This window comes from Streptomyces sp. NBC_01384, from assembly GCF_045040035.1.
Taxonomy (GTDB): Bacteria; Actinomycetota; Actinomycetes; order Streptomycetales; family Streptomycetaceae; genus Streptomyces.
The window spans coordinates 3,401,261-3,420,050 of the sequence record NZ_CP109559.1; the positions used below are offsets into that span (position 1 = coordinate 3,401,261).

Below are 18,790 nucleotides of genomic sequence, written 5' to 3' on the forward strand. Positions count from 1 at the left end.
TGACACTGCACCGGCTGTTCGGGCTCACGGCGGCGCGGGACGCCGGGCAGGGGCACTTCCCGGGGATCAGCGCCTCCCTCAAGTCGCTCACCGGGCGGGTGAATTCACTGTAGCGGTACGCGGAGTGCCTGCCGCCGGCCACGCCCACGGTCAGCCTGGGCGAGGGCCGCACTCCCCTGGTGGAGCTGCGCGAGGGCCGGTTCGTACGCGTCACCGTGCACGGACCGGCGGCGCTCGCCGAACTCGCCGTACGGCGCCGCTAGGACCTGTCCGGACTCACTCGTCGAAGGCCGTGTCCCGGGCGTGCTTCTCCCACGCCGCGACGTCGCCGCGCACCTGGTCGAGGTGGTCGAGTACGGCGGTGACGGCGTCGTCGCCGACGGGCAGGTGCAGCGGGGTGTGTTCGGCGTCCAGCGCGGCGAGGACGAGGGCCGCGGCCTTCGCCGGGTCGCCGGGCTGGGTGCCGCCGACGCTCTCGACCATGCGGCGGGTGGCGCCGACCGTGGCGTCGTACACGCCGAGATCGGGACTGACGCCCGCGCGCTTGCTGTCCATCAGCGCGGTGCGGAAGGCGCCCGGCTCGACGATCAGCACCTTGATCCCGAACTCCTTCACCTCGTCGGCGAGCGCCTCGCTCATCCCCTCCAGCGCGAACTTCGTACCGGAGTACGCCGAGAAGCCCGCGAAGGACATCTGCCCGCCCATGCTGCTCATCTGGACGATCGCGCCGGACCGCCGTTCCCGCAGGTGCGGGAGCGCGGCCCGGACGAGTGCGGCAGGCCCGAACACATGCAGGTCGAACAGGGACCGCAGCTCACGGTCCCCCGTCTCCTCGAAGGCCCCCACGTGCGTCCGACCCGCGTTGTTGACCAGCACGTCGAGGCGGCCGTGGCGTGCCACGACTCCCCGCACCAGGTCCTCGGCCGCCGCCACGTCGGTGACGTCGAACGACACCGCCTCGACCCTGCCGGGATGAGCGGCGACGAGATCCGCCAGCCCCTCCACCCGCCGCGCCGCCCCGACGACCACGTCGCCCGCGTCGAGCGCCGCCTCCGCGATCGCCCGTCCGAACCCGCTGCTGGCCCCGGTGACCAGCCACACCTTGCTCATCACGTACTGACGCCTCCTGGCCCGCGGAACCCGTGTCTCTCACGACTCCCGCGCACCACCCTGCAGTGGCCTGGCACAGGCCGTCCAATACCCACGCCACGACGACTCGTTGTGGCGCACTGGTGGCCGTATCGGTCCGACTGGTGCCCGTATCAGCCCGCCTCCTTCGCCAGCCGCAGCTGTTCCTCCTCCACGATGCGGCGGGCGAGGGCGCTGTCGGAGATGTCGACGGCGTCCGGGTTCTGTTCGGCGGTGTCGCTGCGGCGGGCGTAGGCGTCGAAGAGGCGGGTCTTGTTCTTGAGGAGGTGCAGGAGGCGCTGGTCGACGCTGTCGGTGGCGAGGAGCCGGTGCACCTGGACGGGGCGGACCTGGCCCATGCGGTGGGCGCGGGCCACGGCCTGGTGCTCCATCGTCGGCTTGATCTGCGGTTCGCACAGGACGACCACGGATGCCGCCTGGAGGTTGAGGCCGATGCCGGCGGCCTCGATCTGGCAGAGGAGGACCGCGTGACCGGGGGCGGCGGTGAAGTCGTCGACCAGTCGCTGCCGGCGCGCGGCGGGCACCGCACCGGAGATCGGCCCGAACACGAGTCTTCCGGCCGCCTGTTGGTCCGTGGCCTGGGCCTGCCGGTCCGCGCCCAGGGCTTGTCGGACCGTTCCCAGCACATCCTTGAAGTAGGAGAAGACCACGACCTTCAGGTCGTTGCCGGCCGCCTCGGCCACCAGTTCGCGCAGCCGCCCCAGCTTCGCAGACTTCTCGGCGTCGGCGTACGCGGCGCGGCGCATCGCCATGAAGTTCCCGTCCTCGACCGCTCTGAGGTAGGCCTCCCGGTCCGCGGCGCTGAACTCCTCCCACTCGTCGACCTGGACGAGGGCGGGGAGTTCGGAGAGGACGTCCCGCTGGTTACGGCGCAGATAGGCAGGGGCGACGGACTTGCGGAAGGCGTGCGGGCCGGCGGCCGCGGTGCCGTGCTGGATCGCGGGGAGGAGGGCGGGCTGGAGGTAGCGCACCAGGGTGCGGAACTCCTGGACCCGGTTCTCCATGGGCGTCCCGGTCAGGAACAGGACGCGCTCGCAGTGCCCCGCCCAGGCCGCGACCGCCTTGGAGCGGCGGGTGTCCGGGTTCTTCACGTAGTGCGCCTCGTCGACGACCAGCATCCCCGGCTTCGCCCCCGCACCGACCGGCCCGACCGGCCCATCCGCCACGTCCGCCGGGTCCGGCCCGACCGCCGCGTCCGGTGCGGGCAGGCTGTGCAGCATGTCGTACGTGGTGATCGCGACGCCCCCGCGCTCCCGCCACTCCTCGTACGCCTCCAGCCGCTCCGCGCCGTGCACCGGCAGGGCCCGCAGGGTGCTGCGCGCGCCGATCTCGCGCGTCCAGTTGATCAGCACGCTCGCCGGGCAGACGACCAGGAAGTGGCTGTGCCCGTCCGCCGCGAGATGGGCGAGCGCGGCGATGGCCTGCACGGTCTTGCCGAGCCCCATCTCGTCGCCGAGGACGACCCGGCGCTGGGCGAGCGCGAAGCGGGCGCCGAAGTCCTGGTAGCCGCGCAGCGAGACCCGCCGCCGGGTGTCGTCCAGCTCCTGGGCGTGCACCCGCTCGGCGACCTCCGACGGCAGGAAACCCTCGGCGGCCGCCACGTCCGAACGGTGCTCGGAGACCTCGGCGAGCTGGCTGTAGTACTCCGGGGAGCGCAGCTCGAAGTCGACCCACGCCTCCAGCTCGGAGGCGGGCGTCCGCAGCAGGTCGGCCGAGGCCTGCGCGAGCAGCAGACGTACGTCCCGGGCGCCCGCGTCGGCGGTCAGCTCGCGGAGTGCGGCGAGCGCCGCGAGTGCGCGCTCCCTTTTCTGGCGCCCCGCGAGGAGCATCCCCAGCCGTCCGCCCGCGGGCCGGGCCTCGGGCAGCAGCTCGCCGAGCCGCGCATCGAGGCGCGTGGCCGCGTCCACGGCCCGGCGCAGCTCAGGACCGGCCTCGACCAGTGTGCGCAGCGCGATCACCAGGGCGGTCGTACGGGGCTCGGGGTGGTCGACGTCGATCCGTACGGAAACGGTCTCCTCCACCGCCCGCGCGATCTGCCGCGCCGCCCCGAGGGCCCGGTCGGCGGTCTGCGCGCCCACCCCGGGCAGCTGCCGCAGCGCGTACCGGCTCGTCTCGTACACCGCCCGGACGGACCCGAACCCGGCCGCCTCCAGCGCCCCGAGCCGCAGCCGCCCCTCGGTGACGTCCTTCAGCCGGGAGACCGGGATGGACTCCAGCTCCCTGCCGACGAGTTCGGCGCGGATCGGCGCGAGTGCGGCACGCACCGCTTCGAGCGCGCGGACGTGATCTGCGAGCACACCCCGCGCGGCCTCGTGCAGTCCGGCGCTCTCGGCGAGCAGACTCCGCTCACGTTTCCCCACGGGCCCGACATTACTGCCCGGCACCGACAGCCCGGCCCGGTCCGGCCCGCCGTCGGCGGATCATCGGAAACAGAGGACCGGGCATTTCCCCATGGGCACAGCGCCGTAACCCCCAAGTCGGTACGCAGACCCGGGGGTTACGACTCGGGGTCCGTCAGGCTGGCGTGCGGGGGCGCTCGTGCGCCCAGCGGGCCAGCGTCTCCTGGGGGTCCACCTGGGCGAGTTCGGTGAGGAGGGCGGTCGCCTCGTCCCTGTCACCCACGATCCGCACGGGACGGCACCCCTGAGTGATCATCACGGAGCCGTCGCGGCGCTTCTGGTATCCGAAGTGGGGGACGTGAGCCATGGTTCTGTCCTTTCGCGATGTCGCCGCCGAAGAGGCTGAGGAGCGGGCCCGCCATGGCCGTGGTGATCAGGGCCATGAGAACCATGATGGTGAACAACTGCGGTCCGATCAGACCGAGATGAAGTCCGATGCCGAGGATGACGATCTCGGTGAGGCCCCGGGTGTTCATCAGCGCTCCGAACACCCCGGCCTCCCGCCAGTCGCTCCCCGTCAGACGGGCGGGCACGGCCGCCCCGGCGAACTTGCTCACCACCGCCGTCACCAGGACGAAGGCGAGCACCCCGAGGCCCGACCAGCCGAGCCCGCGGATGTCCACGGACAGGCCGGTGAGGGTGAAGAAGACCGGCAGGAGCAGGGAGGCCGTCCGCTCCAGCGGCTCCGCGATCCGTTCCTCGAGACCACGGTCGCCGCGCGGCATGACCAAGCCGAAGGCGAACGCCCCGAAGATGGTGTGCACCCCGATCCACGACGTGACGTAGGAGGAGAGGAGTACCCCGGAGACGATCAGGACCAGTGCGGTGCCCCGGCTCTCTCCGCGGGCGGAGTCCCGCAGCAGTCGGCGCAGGACGGGCCGTACCACCAGGATCATCGCCGCGGCGTAGGCCAGGGTGAGGGCGATGACGGTGGCGAAACCGCCGGGTCCATGGGCGCCCGCGAGGGCCACCACCAGGACCAGCACGCACCACGCCACCACGTCGCCGGCCGCCGCGCACGCCATGGCCAGCACACCGACATGGGTCCGGGCCAGGCCGCGGTCACGGATGATGCGGGCGAGGACCGGGAACGCCGTGATCGAGAACGCGGTGGCCATGAAGAGCACGAACATGCCGAGGCTCACGCCCTTGGGTGCCTGTGAGGCATGGAGCAGGGCCGCCGCCCCGCCGCCGAGGGCGAAGGGCACCGCCATGGCGAGGGCGGCGATGGTGCCCACGGACCGGCCCCGGCCGCGCAGTCTGCGCGGATCGAGCTCCCAGCCCGCCAGGAACATGAAGAGGGCCAGGCCGAGTTGGGCCAGCACGGAGAGCGCGGGCCGGGCTTCGGGCGGGAAGAGACGGGCGGGCAGGTCCCCCGGCAGCAGGCCGAGCAGGCTGGGCCCGAGCATCAGGCCGGCGGCGATCTCCACCACCACGGGGGGCTGGCGCAGCCGCCGTACCAGGTGGACGAGTGCGGCACCCACCGTCAGGACGATCGCCAGGTCGGCGAGGACGACCGCCTCCAGCGGCAGAGCGTTGGGCGCTGACATCCGGCCCCCTCAGACCACGACCCGGCCGGCGGCCGAGTCGCGGGTGGCGCGTGACTTGCGCAGGTCACGCGTGACGATGGCCTTCTGCAGCCAGCGGTCCGTGCCGTCGTAGCGGGCGGTGAACGCCCGACGGCCGTGCACGGCGAGGTAGTTGTCGACGACGAGCAGGGTGCCCGCGTCGACGACGACGTCCTGCTGGACCCGCTCCAGCTCCACCACCAGTTCTTTCAGGGCCTGTTCGGCGGTGGTGTCGCCGTCGACGCAGCGCATGAAGAACGGGTCGATGCACAGGTAGGGCGAGTCGGCCGCACCGAAGAGCACGGCGACCGGCTCGGGCGTCTCGCGCATGGCGCGCATCCGCAGCAGGCCCGGGTGGTCGGGCTGGTGGGCGGCGAGCTGCCGCAGGTGCTCGTCGTCGGGGAAGATGTAGAAGCGCGGCTCGAACAGCGCCTGCCGACTCTCGTCGGATATCCGCACATCGCGCACGGAGGCGAGCGTCGTCGGCACCCGGTCGTGGTTGCGCACCCCGAAGAGGGCCAGGTAGTCGCAGCGGCAGGGATGGAAGCCGTCCTCGGTGTGCCACTCCAGGAGGATGTCGCTGCCGTGGCCGCTCTGCTCGCGCTCGTCGCCGGCGATCGGCAGCACGTGGTGGATCATCCGGCCGGCCTGCAGGGTGGGCCAACTGAAGACCTCACCCAGGCACTTGGCGATCAGCGCGAGGAAGAGCTGCTCCCGGCGTGTACGGTCCGAGGCCGCGGCAGCCGCCCAGGTGCCGGGGGTCGGGCCCACCGCGGCGTCGTCGACCGGGAAGCCGCGGACCAGGAAGGCGGCGGCCGGGTCCTCGCGCCGGAAATCCTCCAGGAAACGGCGGAGCCCGATCGGCAGACGCGAGACGAATTCCCATGCCTGGTCGTGGAACTCTGGTTCTCCGGGGTCACAGCCGGCCTCCGACAATTCGGCGATCACCTTTTCCAGGCGAGCCGCCTCTTTGAGGGACAGGTCATAGTTCAGCACGTCATGGTATTCGGACATGAAAAACGCCCTCTCCGACCGAAGGGAACCTTTTGATGGACACCGTTTGATGGGGGATCGCATGGGGATCGCGTGGTGGATCGCATGGGGATCACATGGGAAACCCGGACGGGCGCCGCGTGACGGGCTAGTCCCAGCCCCAGCTGTCGCCGCTCGGGGCCGAGCTCGGGGCCGGGGCGGTCTCGGTGACCGCACGCTCCGGGCCTGTGGTGATGTCAGCCGCACCGGTGTTCGTGGCCTGCACCAGGGCGGCACCCGTGACCAGTACGGCCACGGTCGCGGCGCCGGCCAGGCCGCGCGTGAAGGAGTTCCCGGACTCCCCCGGCTCTCCGATCCTGCCGAACGTTCCGAACATTTTCGCCGTCACCTCGCGTCGCGGAGCCCGACCCATTCTCATTTCCGGAGCGGATTGTCGTCATGTTCAGTCGTGACGTTCCGCCGATTTACGTTTCCGGCTTACGAGAAATAATGTGCCAGTGTCCGGAGCTCACCTCAAGGCATTCCGCCCGGCATCAAAGTGCCGTGGCTTCAAGTGGCCAATGCCGATGGCCTCGACCGGCCGTTCAGAATGCCTTGCGGTGGCCACCGCCGCGCTTGCGCTCGTACATCTCCCGGCCTGCCGCCTCCCGGCGGCGCCACTCGCGGGCCAGCTCGGCGCGGAGCCGGGCGTCCGTGCGGGAGGCGATCCAGGCGCTCTCCCGAAGCAGCTTGCGGTAACTCTCGAAGCGGCGGTGCGAGAGCGTGCCGTCGGCCACCGCGGCCAGTACCGCGCAGCCCGGTTCGGCGTGATGCTCGCAGTCGTGGAAGCGACACCGAGCCGCCAGCTCCTCGATCTCGGCGAACACCTGGGACAGGCCGTTGTCGGCCTCCCAGAGACCGACGCCGCGCAGGCCCGGGGTGTCGACGATCAGGCCGCCGCCGGGCAGGGGCAGCAGCTCGCGGGCGGTGGTGGTGTGCCGGCCCTTGCCGTCGCTGCCGCGCACCTCGCCGCGGGCCTGCACCTCGGCGCCGAGCAGTGCGTTGACCAGCGTCGATTTTCCGACGCCGGACTGACCGAGTAACGCGGCGGTGCCACCGGCGAGTTCGGCGGCGAGCGCGTCGATGCCGTCCCCTGTGACGGCGCTGACCGGCAGCACCCGGGCGCCGGGGGCGGCCGCCTCGACGTCGGTCACCAGGTGGGTGCTGTCCGGCACCAGGTCCGTCTTGGTGAGCGCGACCAGCGGCTGGGAGCCGCTGGACCAGGCCAGGGACAGGAACCGTTCCAGGCGGCCGAGGTCGAGTTCGACGGCGAGCGAGACGACCACGACGGCGTGGTCGATGTTGGCCGCGAGCACCTGCCCCTCGGACCGCGCCGACGACGTGGAGCGCAGGAACCGGGTGCGGCGCGGCAGCAGCGCCCGCACCACGGGTCCGGTGCCCGCGCCCAGGTCGACGGCGGCCCAGTCGCCGGTGCACACGACGGCATCGGGGTCGCCGTCGGTGCGTGCGGGCCGGGTGTCGGCCCGCACGGTGACGGTGCCGTCCGCACCGTCCGCACCGCCCGCGGTGCCCACGTCGGCCGCGCCACCCGTGCCGGGCGCGCCGACCGCACCGGCCGCCACCACGATGTCGCACCGGCCGCGGTCCACCCGCGCGACCCGCCCCGGGACCAGCCCCTCGGCCGCGTACGGGGCGAACACGGCGGCCCACCGGGCGTCCCAGCCGTAGGCCGCGAGCGGATCGGATGCCGGGTCCGGGGTGAGGTCCGGGGCCGGGCTGTTACTGGTCAACGGGGTTGCTCCCTCGGGCGGTTGGACGGACTGCCTCAGGCGGCCGGGCTCGGCGCCCCGACCTCGACCCTCACATCCTGCGCCCTGCCGCCGTCCTGCCGCTGGTCCTTCCACGACTCGTCCCACCAAGGGATGTGCTGATCGATCGGGTCGATGGGCATGACCGACTTGAACATGTCGTTCTCCACGTTGGCCAGACGCGCGTCGTAGGGCTTGCCGACCGCCGTGAAGGCGCGCTGGATGCGTTCCCGGCGACGGTCGATGGCCGCCGCGTTCCGCTCGAAGGTGCTGGCCGGCTGGAGCAGGACGTAGGTGCACCGGTCGCCGTAGGTGTGGCGCGGCGAGTCGGCCGGGTAGCAGGGCGCGAAGGAGACCACGAAGAACTGCTCGCCCTCGATCATCGCGTACCAGGTCTCGTCGGGGTCCGGGTCGTCCTGGAGGTAGACGCTCGGGTAGAGCTCGGTGAGCGTCGTGTAGAAGCGGCGGGTCAGGTCGACCAGGGCGTCGAGGGTGTCTCCGGCCGAGGGGTCCTCGAAGGTGATGATCATGCCGTCGTAGGCGTTCTCCCGGGCGGTGCGGAAGAACTCGGCGATGGTGTCCCTGTGCCGGCGCAGTTCCTTCTCGAACTCGCCGGTGGTGACGGTGACGGGCGGGCCCATTTTCGACGTCCTGGCGAACGGGCAGTACGTTCGCTCGGCGATCTGGTCGAAGCTCATACTTCACTCACTACCTTCCCGTTGGCGGGCGCGGGCGCGGCCGAGGCGGCGGCCCGGCAGCCGATGACGTAGAACCACCAGCCGGCGATCACGATGGCGACGAGGGTGTAGAACATCACCGCCGGTGCGAAGTGCTGGAGCAGGAACCCGCAGACGACCGGACCGATCGCCACCCCGATGTGCACGAGGTTCTGGGCGCCGAAGTAGCTGCCGCGCAGATTGCTCGGCGCGATCGAGTCGATGAACATGTACTCGGCCGGCACCACGATCACCTCGCCGAGGGTGAACAGGGCGACGGCGGCGACCAGCAGCGCGGCATGGGTCGAGAGGGACATGGCGATCAGGCCGACCACGAACGCCGCGGTGCCCCAGGTCAGCCACCGCATCAGGGTGTTGTCCTTGAGCCTGCTGCCCACCAGGTACTGGGTGGAGATCACCACGACCGCGTTGGCCGCGGAGATGTAGGCGACGAGCCGGTAGGCCGTGTCCCGGCTCTCCACCATGACCAGGTACTGCGACATGAAGGTCAGCAGCGGCCCGTAGACCACGATGCTGAAGATGCCGCCCAGGGTGAACCAGGCGAGCGCGCGGTCGGCCCGCATCACCCGCAGCACCTCACGGAAGTTGAGCGCCTCCTCCGACTCCGCCGACTCCGCCGACTCCGCCGGCTCCGCCGACTCCGCCGAGTTCGCCGAGTTCGCCGATCCCTCGGACTCCGCCGGGGAGGCCACGAAGTGGCGGCGGAAGACGATCAGCGGGAGGAGCGCGGCCACGATGATGCCCGCCGCGAGCAGGAACGGCCCGCCGCCGCCCGCGGCGACGGTCGCGACGCCCAGGAACGGACCGACGGCGGCGCCGATGTTCTGCAGCGAGTACCGCAGCGAGAACACCTTCGCCCGCTGCTCCGAGGGCACCAGGTCGGCGAGCAGCGCGTTGGCGGTGACCCCCATGGAGGAGGAGGCGGTGTTCGCCACCAGGAGCACGGCCGGCACCGCGAGCGGGTCATGGATCACCGGCAGCGCGAGATAGACCAGGACGAGCACGCCGTCCAGCGCGATCATCAGGTCGACCTTCACGAACCGGTCGGCGAGATAGCCGCCGTAGACGCTGGCGATGGTGCCGACCAGCAGGGAGGCGCCCAGGACGTAGCCGATGGTCGCGCCGCTCATGCCGACCGGGCCGTGGAGGAAGATGGGCATGTAGGCGAGGACGGCGAAGAAGCTCAGCGACCGGGCCGTGGCGCAGAGCAGCAGGATCCGCACCGCGGGCGGCAGGCCCCGAACCATCGCCAGCAGGTCTTTCATGAACGGCCTTCCCGTGGGGGTGTGTTGGTGGCTGTACTGGTAGCTGTACTGGTAGCTGTACTGGTAGCTGTACTGGTGGTGACGTCAGGGCCGATGGCCGCGACCGTCTCGACGATGTCCACGAAGGACTTCTTGATCTCCTCGATCCGGGCGTCGTCGAACAGCCCGGGATGGTGGCCGAAGAGGATGTCGATCCGCTCGCCCGGGATCACGGTGATGCCCAGCGGGTAGTGCGAGACGCCCTTGGAGCTCTGCGTGCGCTCGGTGACCCGCAGCGCGTCCGGCCCTGTGGACCGGCTGTCCCGGTCCGGGGAGTCCGGGTAGTTCTGGAAGACGTAGTACGTGTCGAAGAGTTCGCCGGGGCCCACCAGTCGCTGCACCTCGCTGAGGCCCAGGTGCCGGTACGAGAACATCTCCAGCTGCTCCTCCTGCACCCGCGCCAGAGTCGCCGGGAGCGGCTCGCCCGGGACGCGACGCACCCGCAGCGGCACGGTGTTGATCAGCAGGCCGACCATGTTCTCGATGCCGGCGATCTCCGCCGGGCGCTCCGAGACGGTCGTGCCGAACAGCACGTCGTCGCGGCCGGTGAGGCGGCCGAGGAGGATGCCCCACGCGGTCTGCAGCGCGGTGTTCAGGGTGACTCCGGTCCTGGCGGCGGCGCGGGCCAGCGAGGCGGTGAGCTCCTCGGAGAGCAGGACGCCGGTGGTGTGCGGCAGCACACCGGGCTCCGGTTCCGCGTCCCCGGCCCTGCTCGGGACCGGGGCTCCGGCCAGGTAGGCGCGCCAGGCGTCCGCCGCCGCCTGACGGTCCTGCCGCGCCAGCCAGGCCAGGTACTCCCGGAAGGGGGTGACGGGCCCGGGCTCCTCGCCCCGGTAGAGGGCGAACAGTTCCTCCCAGACCAGGGGGGTGGACCAACCGTCGAGGAGGATGTGGTGGTCGGCGACGAGCAGCCGGTGCCGGGTGGCGGAGTACCGCAGGAGCGAGAAGCGCAGCAGCGGCGGGTCGGTGAGGTCGAAGCGGAGCGTCGCGTCCTCGGCGAGGACGGCCGCCTCCCGCTCCTCCTGCTCGGCGGGCGTCAGCCCGGACAGGTCGTGCACCCGCCACGGCACCTCCACCCGGTCCCTGACCACCTGCACGGGTGTCTCCAGGCCGCGGTGGACGAAGCCGGCGCGGAGGTTGTCGTGCCGCATGAGCAGGGTGTGCGCCGCCTCCCGCAGGCGTTCCGCGTCCAGCGGCCCGTCCAGGTCGAAGAGGGACTGGCCCTGGTACGGGTCCGGTCCCTCCGGGATGCCGTCCGAGTGCAGGACCAGGCCCCGCTGGAGCGGCGCGAGGGGGAGGACGTCGGTCAGGCCGGGGTGGGCGGATTCGAGGGCGTTCAGCGCGGACTGCTTGAGGGCGACGAGGCCTACGTCCGAGGGGGTGAGGCCGCCGAGTTCCGGATGGCCGGTGAGGCCGCGGAGGCCGGACAGCAGCTCGGCCCAGCGGTCGGCGAGGGCGCCGACCTCTTCCGCGCGCAGCAGCGTCGGGTCCCAGTGCCAGCGGACGGCCACGGACGCGCCGTCGGCGGAGGGGCGGACGTCGACGCGGAGGGCGTAGCCGCCGGTTCCGCCGCCGTTCTCGTCGGCGCACTCGACGGCCTGAGGCGGCAGGAAGCGGAAGCAGGCCTGGGAGCCGGTGTACTGGGCGAGGTGCGGGCCGGTCTCCGAACCGGCACGCAGGGCCGGGTAGTTGACCCCGGCGGTCGGCACCGTACGGATCTGTTCCTTGACCCGCTTGACCGCGCGGGCCAGCGACTTCGGGTCCCCCAGGGCCTTGTCGATGTCGGCGAGGCCCGGGGTGAGCCGCACCGGGTACGCGCTCTGAGGCGCGCCGGTGGCGATGTCGATGCGCAGCGCGGACCGGACGTCCGCGACCCGGGTACGGCGCCACTCGATGAGCGCGGGCGCGAGCGCGGCGAGCGCGATGTGCTCGGGGCCGCAGCGGAACATCGCCGGGAGGTCCCCGGTCAGTGAGTCGGCGAGGTCGCCGGTGACCGTGCGGTCGTGCACACCCCACCGCTCACGGTCCGGCCCCTCACCGTGCGGCCCCTCACCGTCCGTGAGTGCCGGGTACGCCGGGTCGGGGGTCTGCAGGATCTTGAGCCAGTCGTCCAGTTCGGTGGCGGCGACGGCGGCCGGGTCGTGTGTGTCGGCCGCCTCGGCGGCGCGGGCGACGAGCGCCTCGACCGTCTGGTCGCGGAACACGTCGCGCGGGCTGATCAGGAAGCCCTCCGCGCGGGCCCGGCTGACGAGTTGGATGGAACGGATGCTGTCGCCGCCGAGGTCGAAGAAGCGATCGTCCACACCGACCGCGTCGAGGCCGAGCACCTCGGCGAACAGCCGGGCCAGCGTCACCTCCTGGGGGGTGCGGGGCGGGCGTACGGTCCGGGAGGTGAAGTCCGGCGCGGGCAGGCGCCGGGTGTCGAGCTTGCCGTTGGGGGTGAGTGGCAGCCGGTCGAGGACGACGACGGCCGCGGGCACCATGTGGTCCGGCAGCCGCTGGGCCGCGTGACGGCGCACCTCCTGTCCCAGCCTGCGGGCGTGGTCCACGGCCTGGGGATCGTTGCCCAGCTCGTAGAGGGAAGGACTGACATCGGACGACTCCGAGCCGGTGACGCCGGTGACGCTGGTGACGCCGGTGACGCTGGTGACGCCGGTGACGAACACATCGGTCAGTCCCGCGCGTTCGGCCCGCGCCGCCGCTTCCGGGGCGAGGAACACCGCGTCGAAGCGGTCTTCGTTCTCCGCCGGTCCCCCCGCTCCGCCGGCCCAGGTGGCGTGGACCGTGTAGCCGAGCTCCGCGCCGAACTCCGCGAGTTCCTCCGGGCAGACGCCGGGACGCCCGGACTCCCTGTCTCCCAGGTCTCGTACGAGCGTCGCCGCCCCCGAGGCCACCCGCCGTTCGACGGCCACCTCGGCGGCCACGCGACGGTTGGGGATGCCGGTGACGCGCAGCATCTGCGGCCTCCCGTCGGCGAGTCGGGCGCGTATCCCGTCGGGTCCGGCCTGCGCGGACCAGGCGACCTGGCGCGCCCCGGCCAGCGACAGTAGCCGAGCCCCCCGCTTGTGGAGCACCACCTCGTAGCGGTAGTCGGTCAGTTCGTTGTTCAGGCGGCCGCGCTTGAGCCGGATGTCGACGCCGGCGACGCCCGGGACCTCCTCGGCGATCCGGGCGAAGAAGGCCGGGTCGAGGAGGAGTTCGCTCTCCAGGTCGTTGTGGTGGGACACCATGTCCCGTACCGCGGCGAGGGTTTCGCCGGTGTGGGCGCCGTTGTGCAGGGTGATCGCGGTGAGGAAGGTGCGCAGCAGACGGAGGTTGCGGATGTCGCCGAGGAAGATCCGGCCGCCGGGCTCCAGGAGGTCCATGGCCCCGCGGAGTACGTCGAGGAGGTAGCGGACGCTGGGGAAGTACTGCGCCACCGAGTTGACGACGATCGTGTCGAAGCGTTCCCCGGCCAGTTCGCCCACCTCGTGGGCGGCCAGGCTGTGCAGGGTCACCCGGTCGCGCAGCTCGGTGCGTTCGACGCCCGCGCCGAGGGTCTGGATCAGCGAGGGCGAGAAGTCGACGCCCGTGTACGCGTCCACGTGCGGGGCGACCTGGTAGAGGATGAGTCCGGAGCCGACGCCGATCTCCAGGACGCGGCGGGGCCTCAGTTCCAGGATGCGGTCGACCGTCGCGGCCTGCCACTCCCGCATGTGGTCGAGGGGGATGGGCTCGTTGTCGTAACTGCTGTTCCAGCCGGTGAAGTCCTGCTCCCCGCCCAGGTCCTCCTGTTCGCTGTAGCCCTGTTCGTGGATCTCCTGCCACTTGTCGACGTGCTCGATGTCGTCCGCGTCGTCGTGCTCGCCCGCTGCCGGGTCGGGCACCACATAGCCGATGAGCTGCTGGTGCCCCGGGGTGTCCTCGCGGACCACCACCACCGACTGGGCCACGCCCGCGTGGGCGTCGAGGACCGCCTCGATCTCGCCGGGTTCGACACGCATGCCGCGGATCTTCACCTGGTCGTCGGCGCGTCCCACGAAGTCGACGACTCCGTCGGGCCGCCACCGGGCGAGGTCGCCGGTGCGGTACATCCGGGACCCGTCGGGCCCGAACGGGCAGGCCACGAAACGCTCCGCGGTCAGCCCCGGCCGGTTGAGGTAGCCGCGGGCCAGCCCGGCGCCCCTGATGTAGAGCTCGCCGACGACGCCGGGCGCCACCGGCCGCAGCACCGGGTCCAGGATGTAGACGTGGGTGTTGGGCAGCGGGCGGCCGACCGGGACGGTGTCCTTCTCGTACTCCTCGTATCCGTCGCCCGCGGTGCCGCACTCCCAGTACAGGGCGTCGACGGTGGCCTCCGTCGGCCCGTACGCGTTGATCATGCGGCGGCCGCGCGACCACTTGGCGGCCAGCGCGGGCGGGCAGGCCTCACCGGCGACCATCAGGTTGCCGCAGTCGGCGAGGGCGTCCTCGGCCATCCCGCCGAGGATGGTCGGCGAGAAGGTGATGTGGGTGGGGCGGTGGCGTGCGGTGAGCGCGCGCTGCCGGTCCGGGGAGAGCAGTTCGTCGGGGGAGGTGAGGATCACCGTCGCCCCGGCGAGCAGGGTGCAGCACATCTCGCAGAACGTCGGGTCGAAGTTGATCGAGGAGAACTGCAGGAAGCGCGACGATCCGTCGAGGCGGAAGCGGTCGAGGTAGCCGCGGGCCAGGTTGGGGATGCCCCGGTGGGTGACGGCGACACCCTTGGGGCGGCCGGTCGAGCCGGAGGTGTAGATGATGTAGGCGAGGTCGTCGAGGCGGAGCGGGGCGTGCCGGTCGGCGTCCGTGGGTGCCGTGCCGGGCATCCGGTGGAGCTCGGCCAGGGCGGCCGGGTCGTCGAACTCCAGACGCGGGACCTCGCGGGCGCCCTCGGGCAGCCGGCCGGCGACCTCGCGGGTGGTGAGCAGGAGGGCGGGGCGGGTGTCCTCGACCATGAAGCCGAGCCGCTCCGGCGGGTAGTCCGGGTCGAGCGGCAGATAGACGCCGCCGGCCTTGAGGATGCCGAGCAGCGCGCAGAGCAGCTCCGGGGAGCGGCGCAGCGAGAGCCCGACCACGTCGCCCGGGCCCACGCCCCGGGCGATCAGCCAGTGGGCGATCCGGCTGGAGCGCCGGCCCAGTTCGGCGAAGGTGAGCTCGGTGTCCTCGTGCACCAGGGCGACGGCGTCGGGGGTGCGGGCGACCTGCGCGGCGAGCAGGTCGGGGTAGGTGGCGTCGGGGAGGTCGACGGCGGTGTCGTTCCAGTCCCGCAGGATCTGCCGGCGCTCGCGCTCGCCGAGGACGTCGATGGACTCCAGGGAGCGGCGCGGGTCGTCGGCGACCGCCGTGAGGACGCGGAGCAGCCGCTCGGCGAAGGCCGCGGCGGTGGAACGGTCGAACAGGTCGGTGGCGTACTCGACCTCGCCGCGCAGTCCGTCCGGCCGTCCGGCCTCGTCGAAGCGCTCGGTCAGCTCGAAGGTCAGGTCGAACTTGGAGGTGTGGGTGGGCACTGTCTCGTGCTCGGCGGTGAGACCGGCCAGGCGCCAGTCGGGGGCCACGTTGTTCTGCAGCACCAGCATCACCTGGAAGAGCGGGTGGTGGCTGGTGGTGCGGGCCGGGTTGAGCACCTCCACCAGGTACTCGAAGGGCAGGTCCTGGTGGTCGTAGGCGGCGAGGTTGGAGGCGTTGACGCGGGCCAGGAGGTCGGTGAAGGAGGGGTTGCCGGAGGTGTCGGTGCGCAGCACCAGGGTGTTGACGAAGAAGCCGACGAGGTCGTCGAGGGTGCTGTCGGCGCGCCCGGCCAGCGGGCTGCCCAGCGGGATGTCGGTGCCCGCGCCGAGCTTGGTCAGCAGTGTGGCCGCGGCGGCCTGCAGGACCATGAAGAGGCTGACCCTCTCCTGCCGGGCGAGGGCGAGCAGACGGTCGGTGAGCTCGGCCGGCACCTCGAAGGGCACCACGTCGCCGCGGAAGGTGGCCTCCGCCGGGCGGGGGCGGTCGGTGGGCAGATCGAGGAGCTCGGGTGCGCCCGCGAGCCGTTCCCGCCAGTAGGCGAGCTGCCGGGACATGGGGCTGTCCGGGTCGTCCGGGGAGCCGAGGACGTCGCGCTGCCAGAGGGTGTAGTCGACGTAACCCACGTCCAGGGCAGCGGTGTCGGGTCCCGCGCCGCTGGTGTCGAGGTGGGCGGCGTAGGCGTCGCACAGGTCGCGGACCAGGGGGGCCAGGGACCAGCCGTCGCTGGCGATGTGGTGGATGCAGAGCAGCAGGACATGGTCGCGCTCACCGGTGCGCAGCAGGTCGAAGCGGACGGGGATCTCCGCGGCCAGGTCGAAGAGGTGGCCCGCGGCCCGGTCCAGGGCGACGGGCAGCGCCTCGGGGCTCACGTCGTGGACGGTGAGGTCGACGACCGCCTCCTCGGCGGGCACCACGACCTGCTCCGCGCCCAGCGGTCCGTCGGCGAAGTACGTCCGCAGGCTCTCGTGGCGGGCGACCAGGTGGCGCACGGCCGCGCCAAGAGCCGTCAGGTCCGGCTCACCGGTCAGGCGGACCGCGACGGGCAGGTTGTAGGTGGCGCTGGGGCCCTCCAGACGGTGCAGGAACCAGAGCCGCTGCTGGGCGTAGGAGAGCGGGATGTGCGGACCGCGCTCCATGCGGCGCGGGGCGGGGCGCGCCTGACCCGCTCCGGCGAGGCGGAGTGCCAGGGCGGCCACCGTACGGTCCTCGAAGACGGCGCGGATGGGGAGTTCGGCCGCGAGCTCGGCGCGTATCCGGGCCACCAGGCGGGTGGCGAGCAGCGAGTTGCCGCCGAGGTCGAAGAAGCTGTCGTCGGCGCCCACGCCGTCGATCCGCAGCACCTCGCCGAAGAGCGCGGCCACGGCCCGCTCGTGCTCGCTCGCCGGGGCGCGCCCGGACGACGAGGAGCGGGAGAAGTCCAGCGGCGGCAGCGCCTTTCGGTCGACCTTCCCCGCGGGGGTGAGCGGGAAGCGGTCGAGCACCGCGATCCCGGCGGGGACCATGTGCGCGGGCAGCCAGTCGCCCAGCGCGGCACGCAGCGCGGCGGGTTCGGGCGCGCGGCCGGCGGCCGGCACCACATATCCGGCGAGATACCGCGCGCCCGGTGTCTCCTCCCGGGCCACCACGCGGGCCTGCGCCACCTCGGGGAGCCGGCGCAACGCCTCCTCGATCTCGCCGAGTTCGACGCGATAGCCGCGGATCTTGACCTGCTCATCGGCCCGGCCGACGAACTCCAGCGTGCCGTCCGCGCGTCGGCGTACCAGGTCGCCGGTCCGGTACATCCGGCTGCCCGGGGCGCCGAACGGGCAGGCGACGAACCGCTCGGCGGTGAGCGCGGCCCTGCGGTGGTAGCCGCGGGCCAGACCCTCGCCGGACAGATACAACTCGCCGCTCTCCCCCGGGGCCACCGGGGCGAGGCGCTCGTCGAGGATGTGAACGCCCGTGTTCCACAGGGGCGTTCCGATCGAGACCGGCTCACCGGCCCGCACCCTGGAGAGCAGCGACCAGATGGTGGTCTCGGTGGGCCCGTAGAGGTTCCACACCTCGGCGTGCCCGTCGGCGGAGAGGAAGTCGGCCAGGTCCTGCGGCAGCGCCTCGCCGCCGCAGAGCAGCCGGGTGCCCGCGGGCATCTCGCGCGGATCCCAGCCGGCCTCGCGCAGCAGCTGCCACAGGGCCGGGGTGCCCTGGACCAGCGTGGGGCGCGCGGTGGCGAGTCGTCGGCGCAGCGCGACGCCGTCCACGGTGACGTCACGCGGGACGAGGTGGAGCAACGCCCCGGTCGCGAGCGGCAGATGAAGCTCCAGCCCCGCGATGTCGAAGGAGACCGGGGTGGTGGACAACACCACGTCGCCGGGCCCGACTTCGTAGTGCGACGCCATGAAGGCCAGGAAGTTCGCCAGCGAGCGGTGGGTGACGACCACACCCTTGGGGCGGCCTGTCGAGCCCGAGGTGTAGATCGTGTACGCCGCCTGGTCGGGGCCGGTGCAGCGGCCCACCGGGTCGGCGGGGGCGGGGCCTTCGGACGGCTCTTCCCCGGCCGGTTCTCCCCCGGCCGATTCCCCGACTCCCGTCTGCGACAGATGAAGCCGGGGCAACGAGCCGCCGACCCCGTCGAGCGCCGCGTCGGTCTCCGGGGTGGTGACCAGGACCCGGGGGCCCGCGTCGGCGACCATGTAGGCGAGCCGGTCGGCCGGGTAGGCCGGGTCGAGCGGCAGGTACGAGGCTCCGGACTTCAGGGTGCCGAGCAGCCCGCACACCAGTGCGGGCGAGGACGGCACCGCCACCGCGACGGTGTCCCCGGGGCCGATGCCCCCTTCGATGAGCCGGTGCGCGATCCGGTTGGCGCGGTCGTTCACGTCCCGGTAGGTGAGCGTGACCTCCCCCGAGACCAGGGCCGGGGCGTCGGGGGTGCGGGCGGCCCGCTCCTCGAAGCGCGCGACGAGGCCGCCCGGCCAAGGGGCCTTCGGGCCGGTGTCGTTCCCCGTCTCGTTCCGCGTCTCGTTCCCCGTCTCGTTCCCGGTGTCGTTCCCGGTGTCGTTCCCGGTGTGTTCCAGCTGGACGGTCATGAGTTCCGGACCTTCTCCCGTGCCGAATGCGCCGAAGCCGCGAAACCCCCGCCCCCGCCCCCGGTCGGGGCCAGGCCGGTCCAGTGCTCCTCGATATAAGCCACACAGGCCGCCCGCACGTCGGGGCCGTGAGCGGTGTCCCAGCCGGCGGGCAGGGCGGCGAAGTCGGGCCAGAGCGAGTACTCGCCCTCGGCGTTGACCAGGACGCGGTACACGCCCGACTCGTCCTCGAACGGATTGGTGCTGCTGCTCTGGCTCATGA

10 protein-coding genes and 1 pseudogene are annotated in these 18,790 nt (G+C 72.3%); 1 reads left to right on the forward strand and 10 read right to left on the reverse strand.

What is annotated here, in order from left to right:
- Positions 1 to 65: 65 nt before the first annotated feature.
- Positions 66 to 189 (forward strand): annotated as a pseudogene (locus tag OG747_RS15440) (threonine synthase); the annotation flags it as partial.
- Between the two features lie 87 nt (positions 190 to 276).
- On the opposite strand, the gene OG747_RS15445 reads toward OG747_RS15440, so the two are convergent.
- From OG747_RS15445 to OG747_RS15490, 10 genes are all read right to left on the reverse strand, one after another.
- The gene (locus OG747_RS15445; RefSeq protein ID WP_405885547.1) at positions 277 to 1,110 is read right to left on the reverse strand and encodes an oxidoreductase; all 834 of its coding nucleotides are present in this window, start codon (positions 1,108 to 1,110) and stop codon (positions 277 to 279) included.
- A gap of 152 nt (positions 1,111 to 1,262) precedes the next feature.
- Positions 1,263 to 3,509, reverse strand: coding sequence for a DEAD/DEAH box helicase (locus OG747_RS15450; protein ID WP_405879907.1), 2,247 nt, complete (start codon positions 3,507 to 3,509; stop codon positions 1,263 to 1,265).
- Positions 3,510 to 3,763: 254 nt separating this feature from the next.
- Positions 3,764 to 5,098, reverse strand: a complete 1,335-nt coding sequence (locus OG747_RS15455) for a cation:proton antiporter (RefSeq protein ID WP_405879908.1) — start codon at positions 5,096 to 5,098, stop codon at positions 3,764 to 3,766.
- A 9-nt stretch (positions 5,099 to 5,107) separates the two neighbouring features.
- A complete protein-coding gene (gene gntD / locus OG747_RS15460) occupies positions 5,108 to 6,130 on the reverse strand; it encodes a guanitoxin biosynthesis L-enduracididine beta-hydroxylase GntD (protein ID WP_405879910.1) in 1,023 nt (340 codons plus the stop codon).
- 127 nt (positions 6,131 to 6,257) lie between these two features.
- On the reverse strand, positions 6,258 to 6,485 hold the full coding sequence (locus OG747_RS15465; RefSeq protein ID WP_405879911.1) for a hypothetical protein: 228 nt from the start codon (positions 6,483 to 6,485) through the stop codon (positions 6,258 to 6,260).
- A 208-nt stretch (positions 6,486 to 6,693) separates the two neighbouring features.
- The gene (rsgA, locus tag OG747_RS15470) at positions 6,694 to 7,899 is read right to left on the reverse strand and encodes a ribosome small subunit-dependent GTPase A (protein ID WP_405879912.1); all 1,206 of its coding nucleotides are present in this window, start codon (positions 7,897 to 7,899) and stop codon (positions 6,694 to 6,696) included.
- A gap of 35 nt (positions 7,900 to 7,934) precedes the next feature.
- Positions 7,935 to 8,615, reverse strand: coding sequence for a YqcI/YcgG family protein (locus OG747_RS15475; RefSeq protein ID WP_405879913.1), 681 nt, complete (start codon positions 8,613 to 8,615; stop codon positions 7,935 to 7,937).
- A complete protein-coding gene (locus OG747_RS15480; protein ID WP_405879914.1) occupies positions 8,612 to 9,919 on the reverse strand; it encodes an MFS transporter in 1,308 nt (435 codons plus the stop codon). Before OG747_RS15480 ends, OG747_RS15475 begins: the two co-directional genes overlap by 4 nt.
- The gene (locus OG747_RS15485; protein WP_405879915.1) at positions 9,916 to 18,528 is read right to left on the reverse strand and encodes an amino acid adenylation domain-containing protein; all 8,613 of its coding nucleotides are present in this window, start codon (positions 18,526 to 18,528) and stop codon (positions 9,916 to 9,918) included. Before OG747_RS15485 ends, OG747_RS15480 begins: the two co-directional genes overlap by 4 nt.
- A complete protein-coding gene (locus tag OG747_RS15490) occupies positions 18,525 to 18,788 on the reverse strand; it encodes an MbtH family protein (RefSeq protein WP_405879916.1) in 264 nt (87 codons plus the stop codon). Before OG747_RS15490 ends, OG747_RS15485 begins: the two co-directional genes overlap by 4 nt.
- Positions 18,789 to 18,790: the final 2 nt, after the last annotated feature.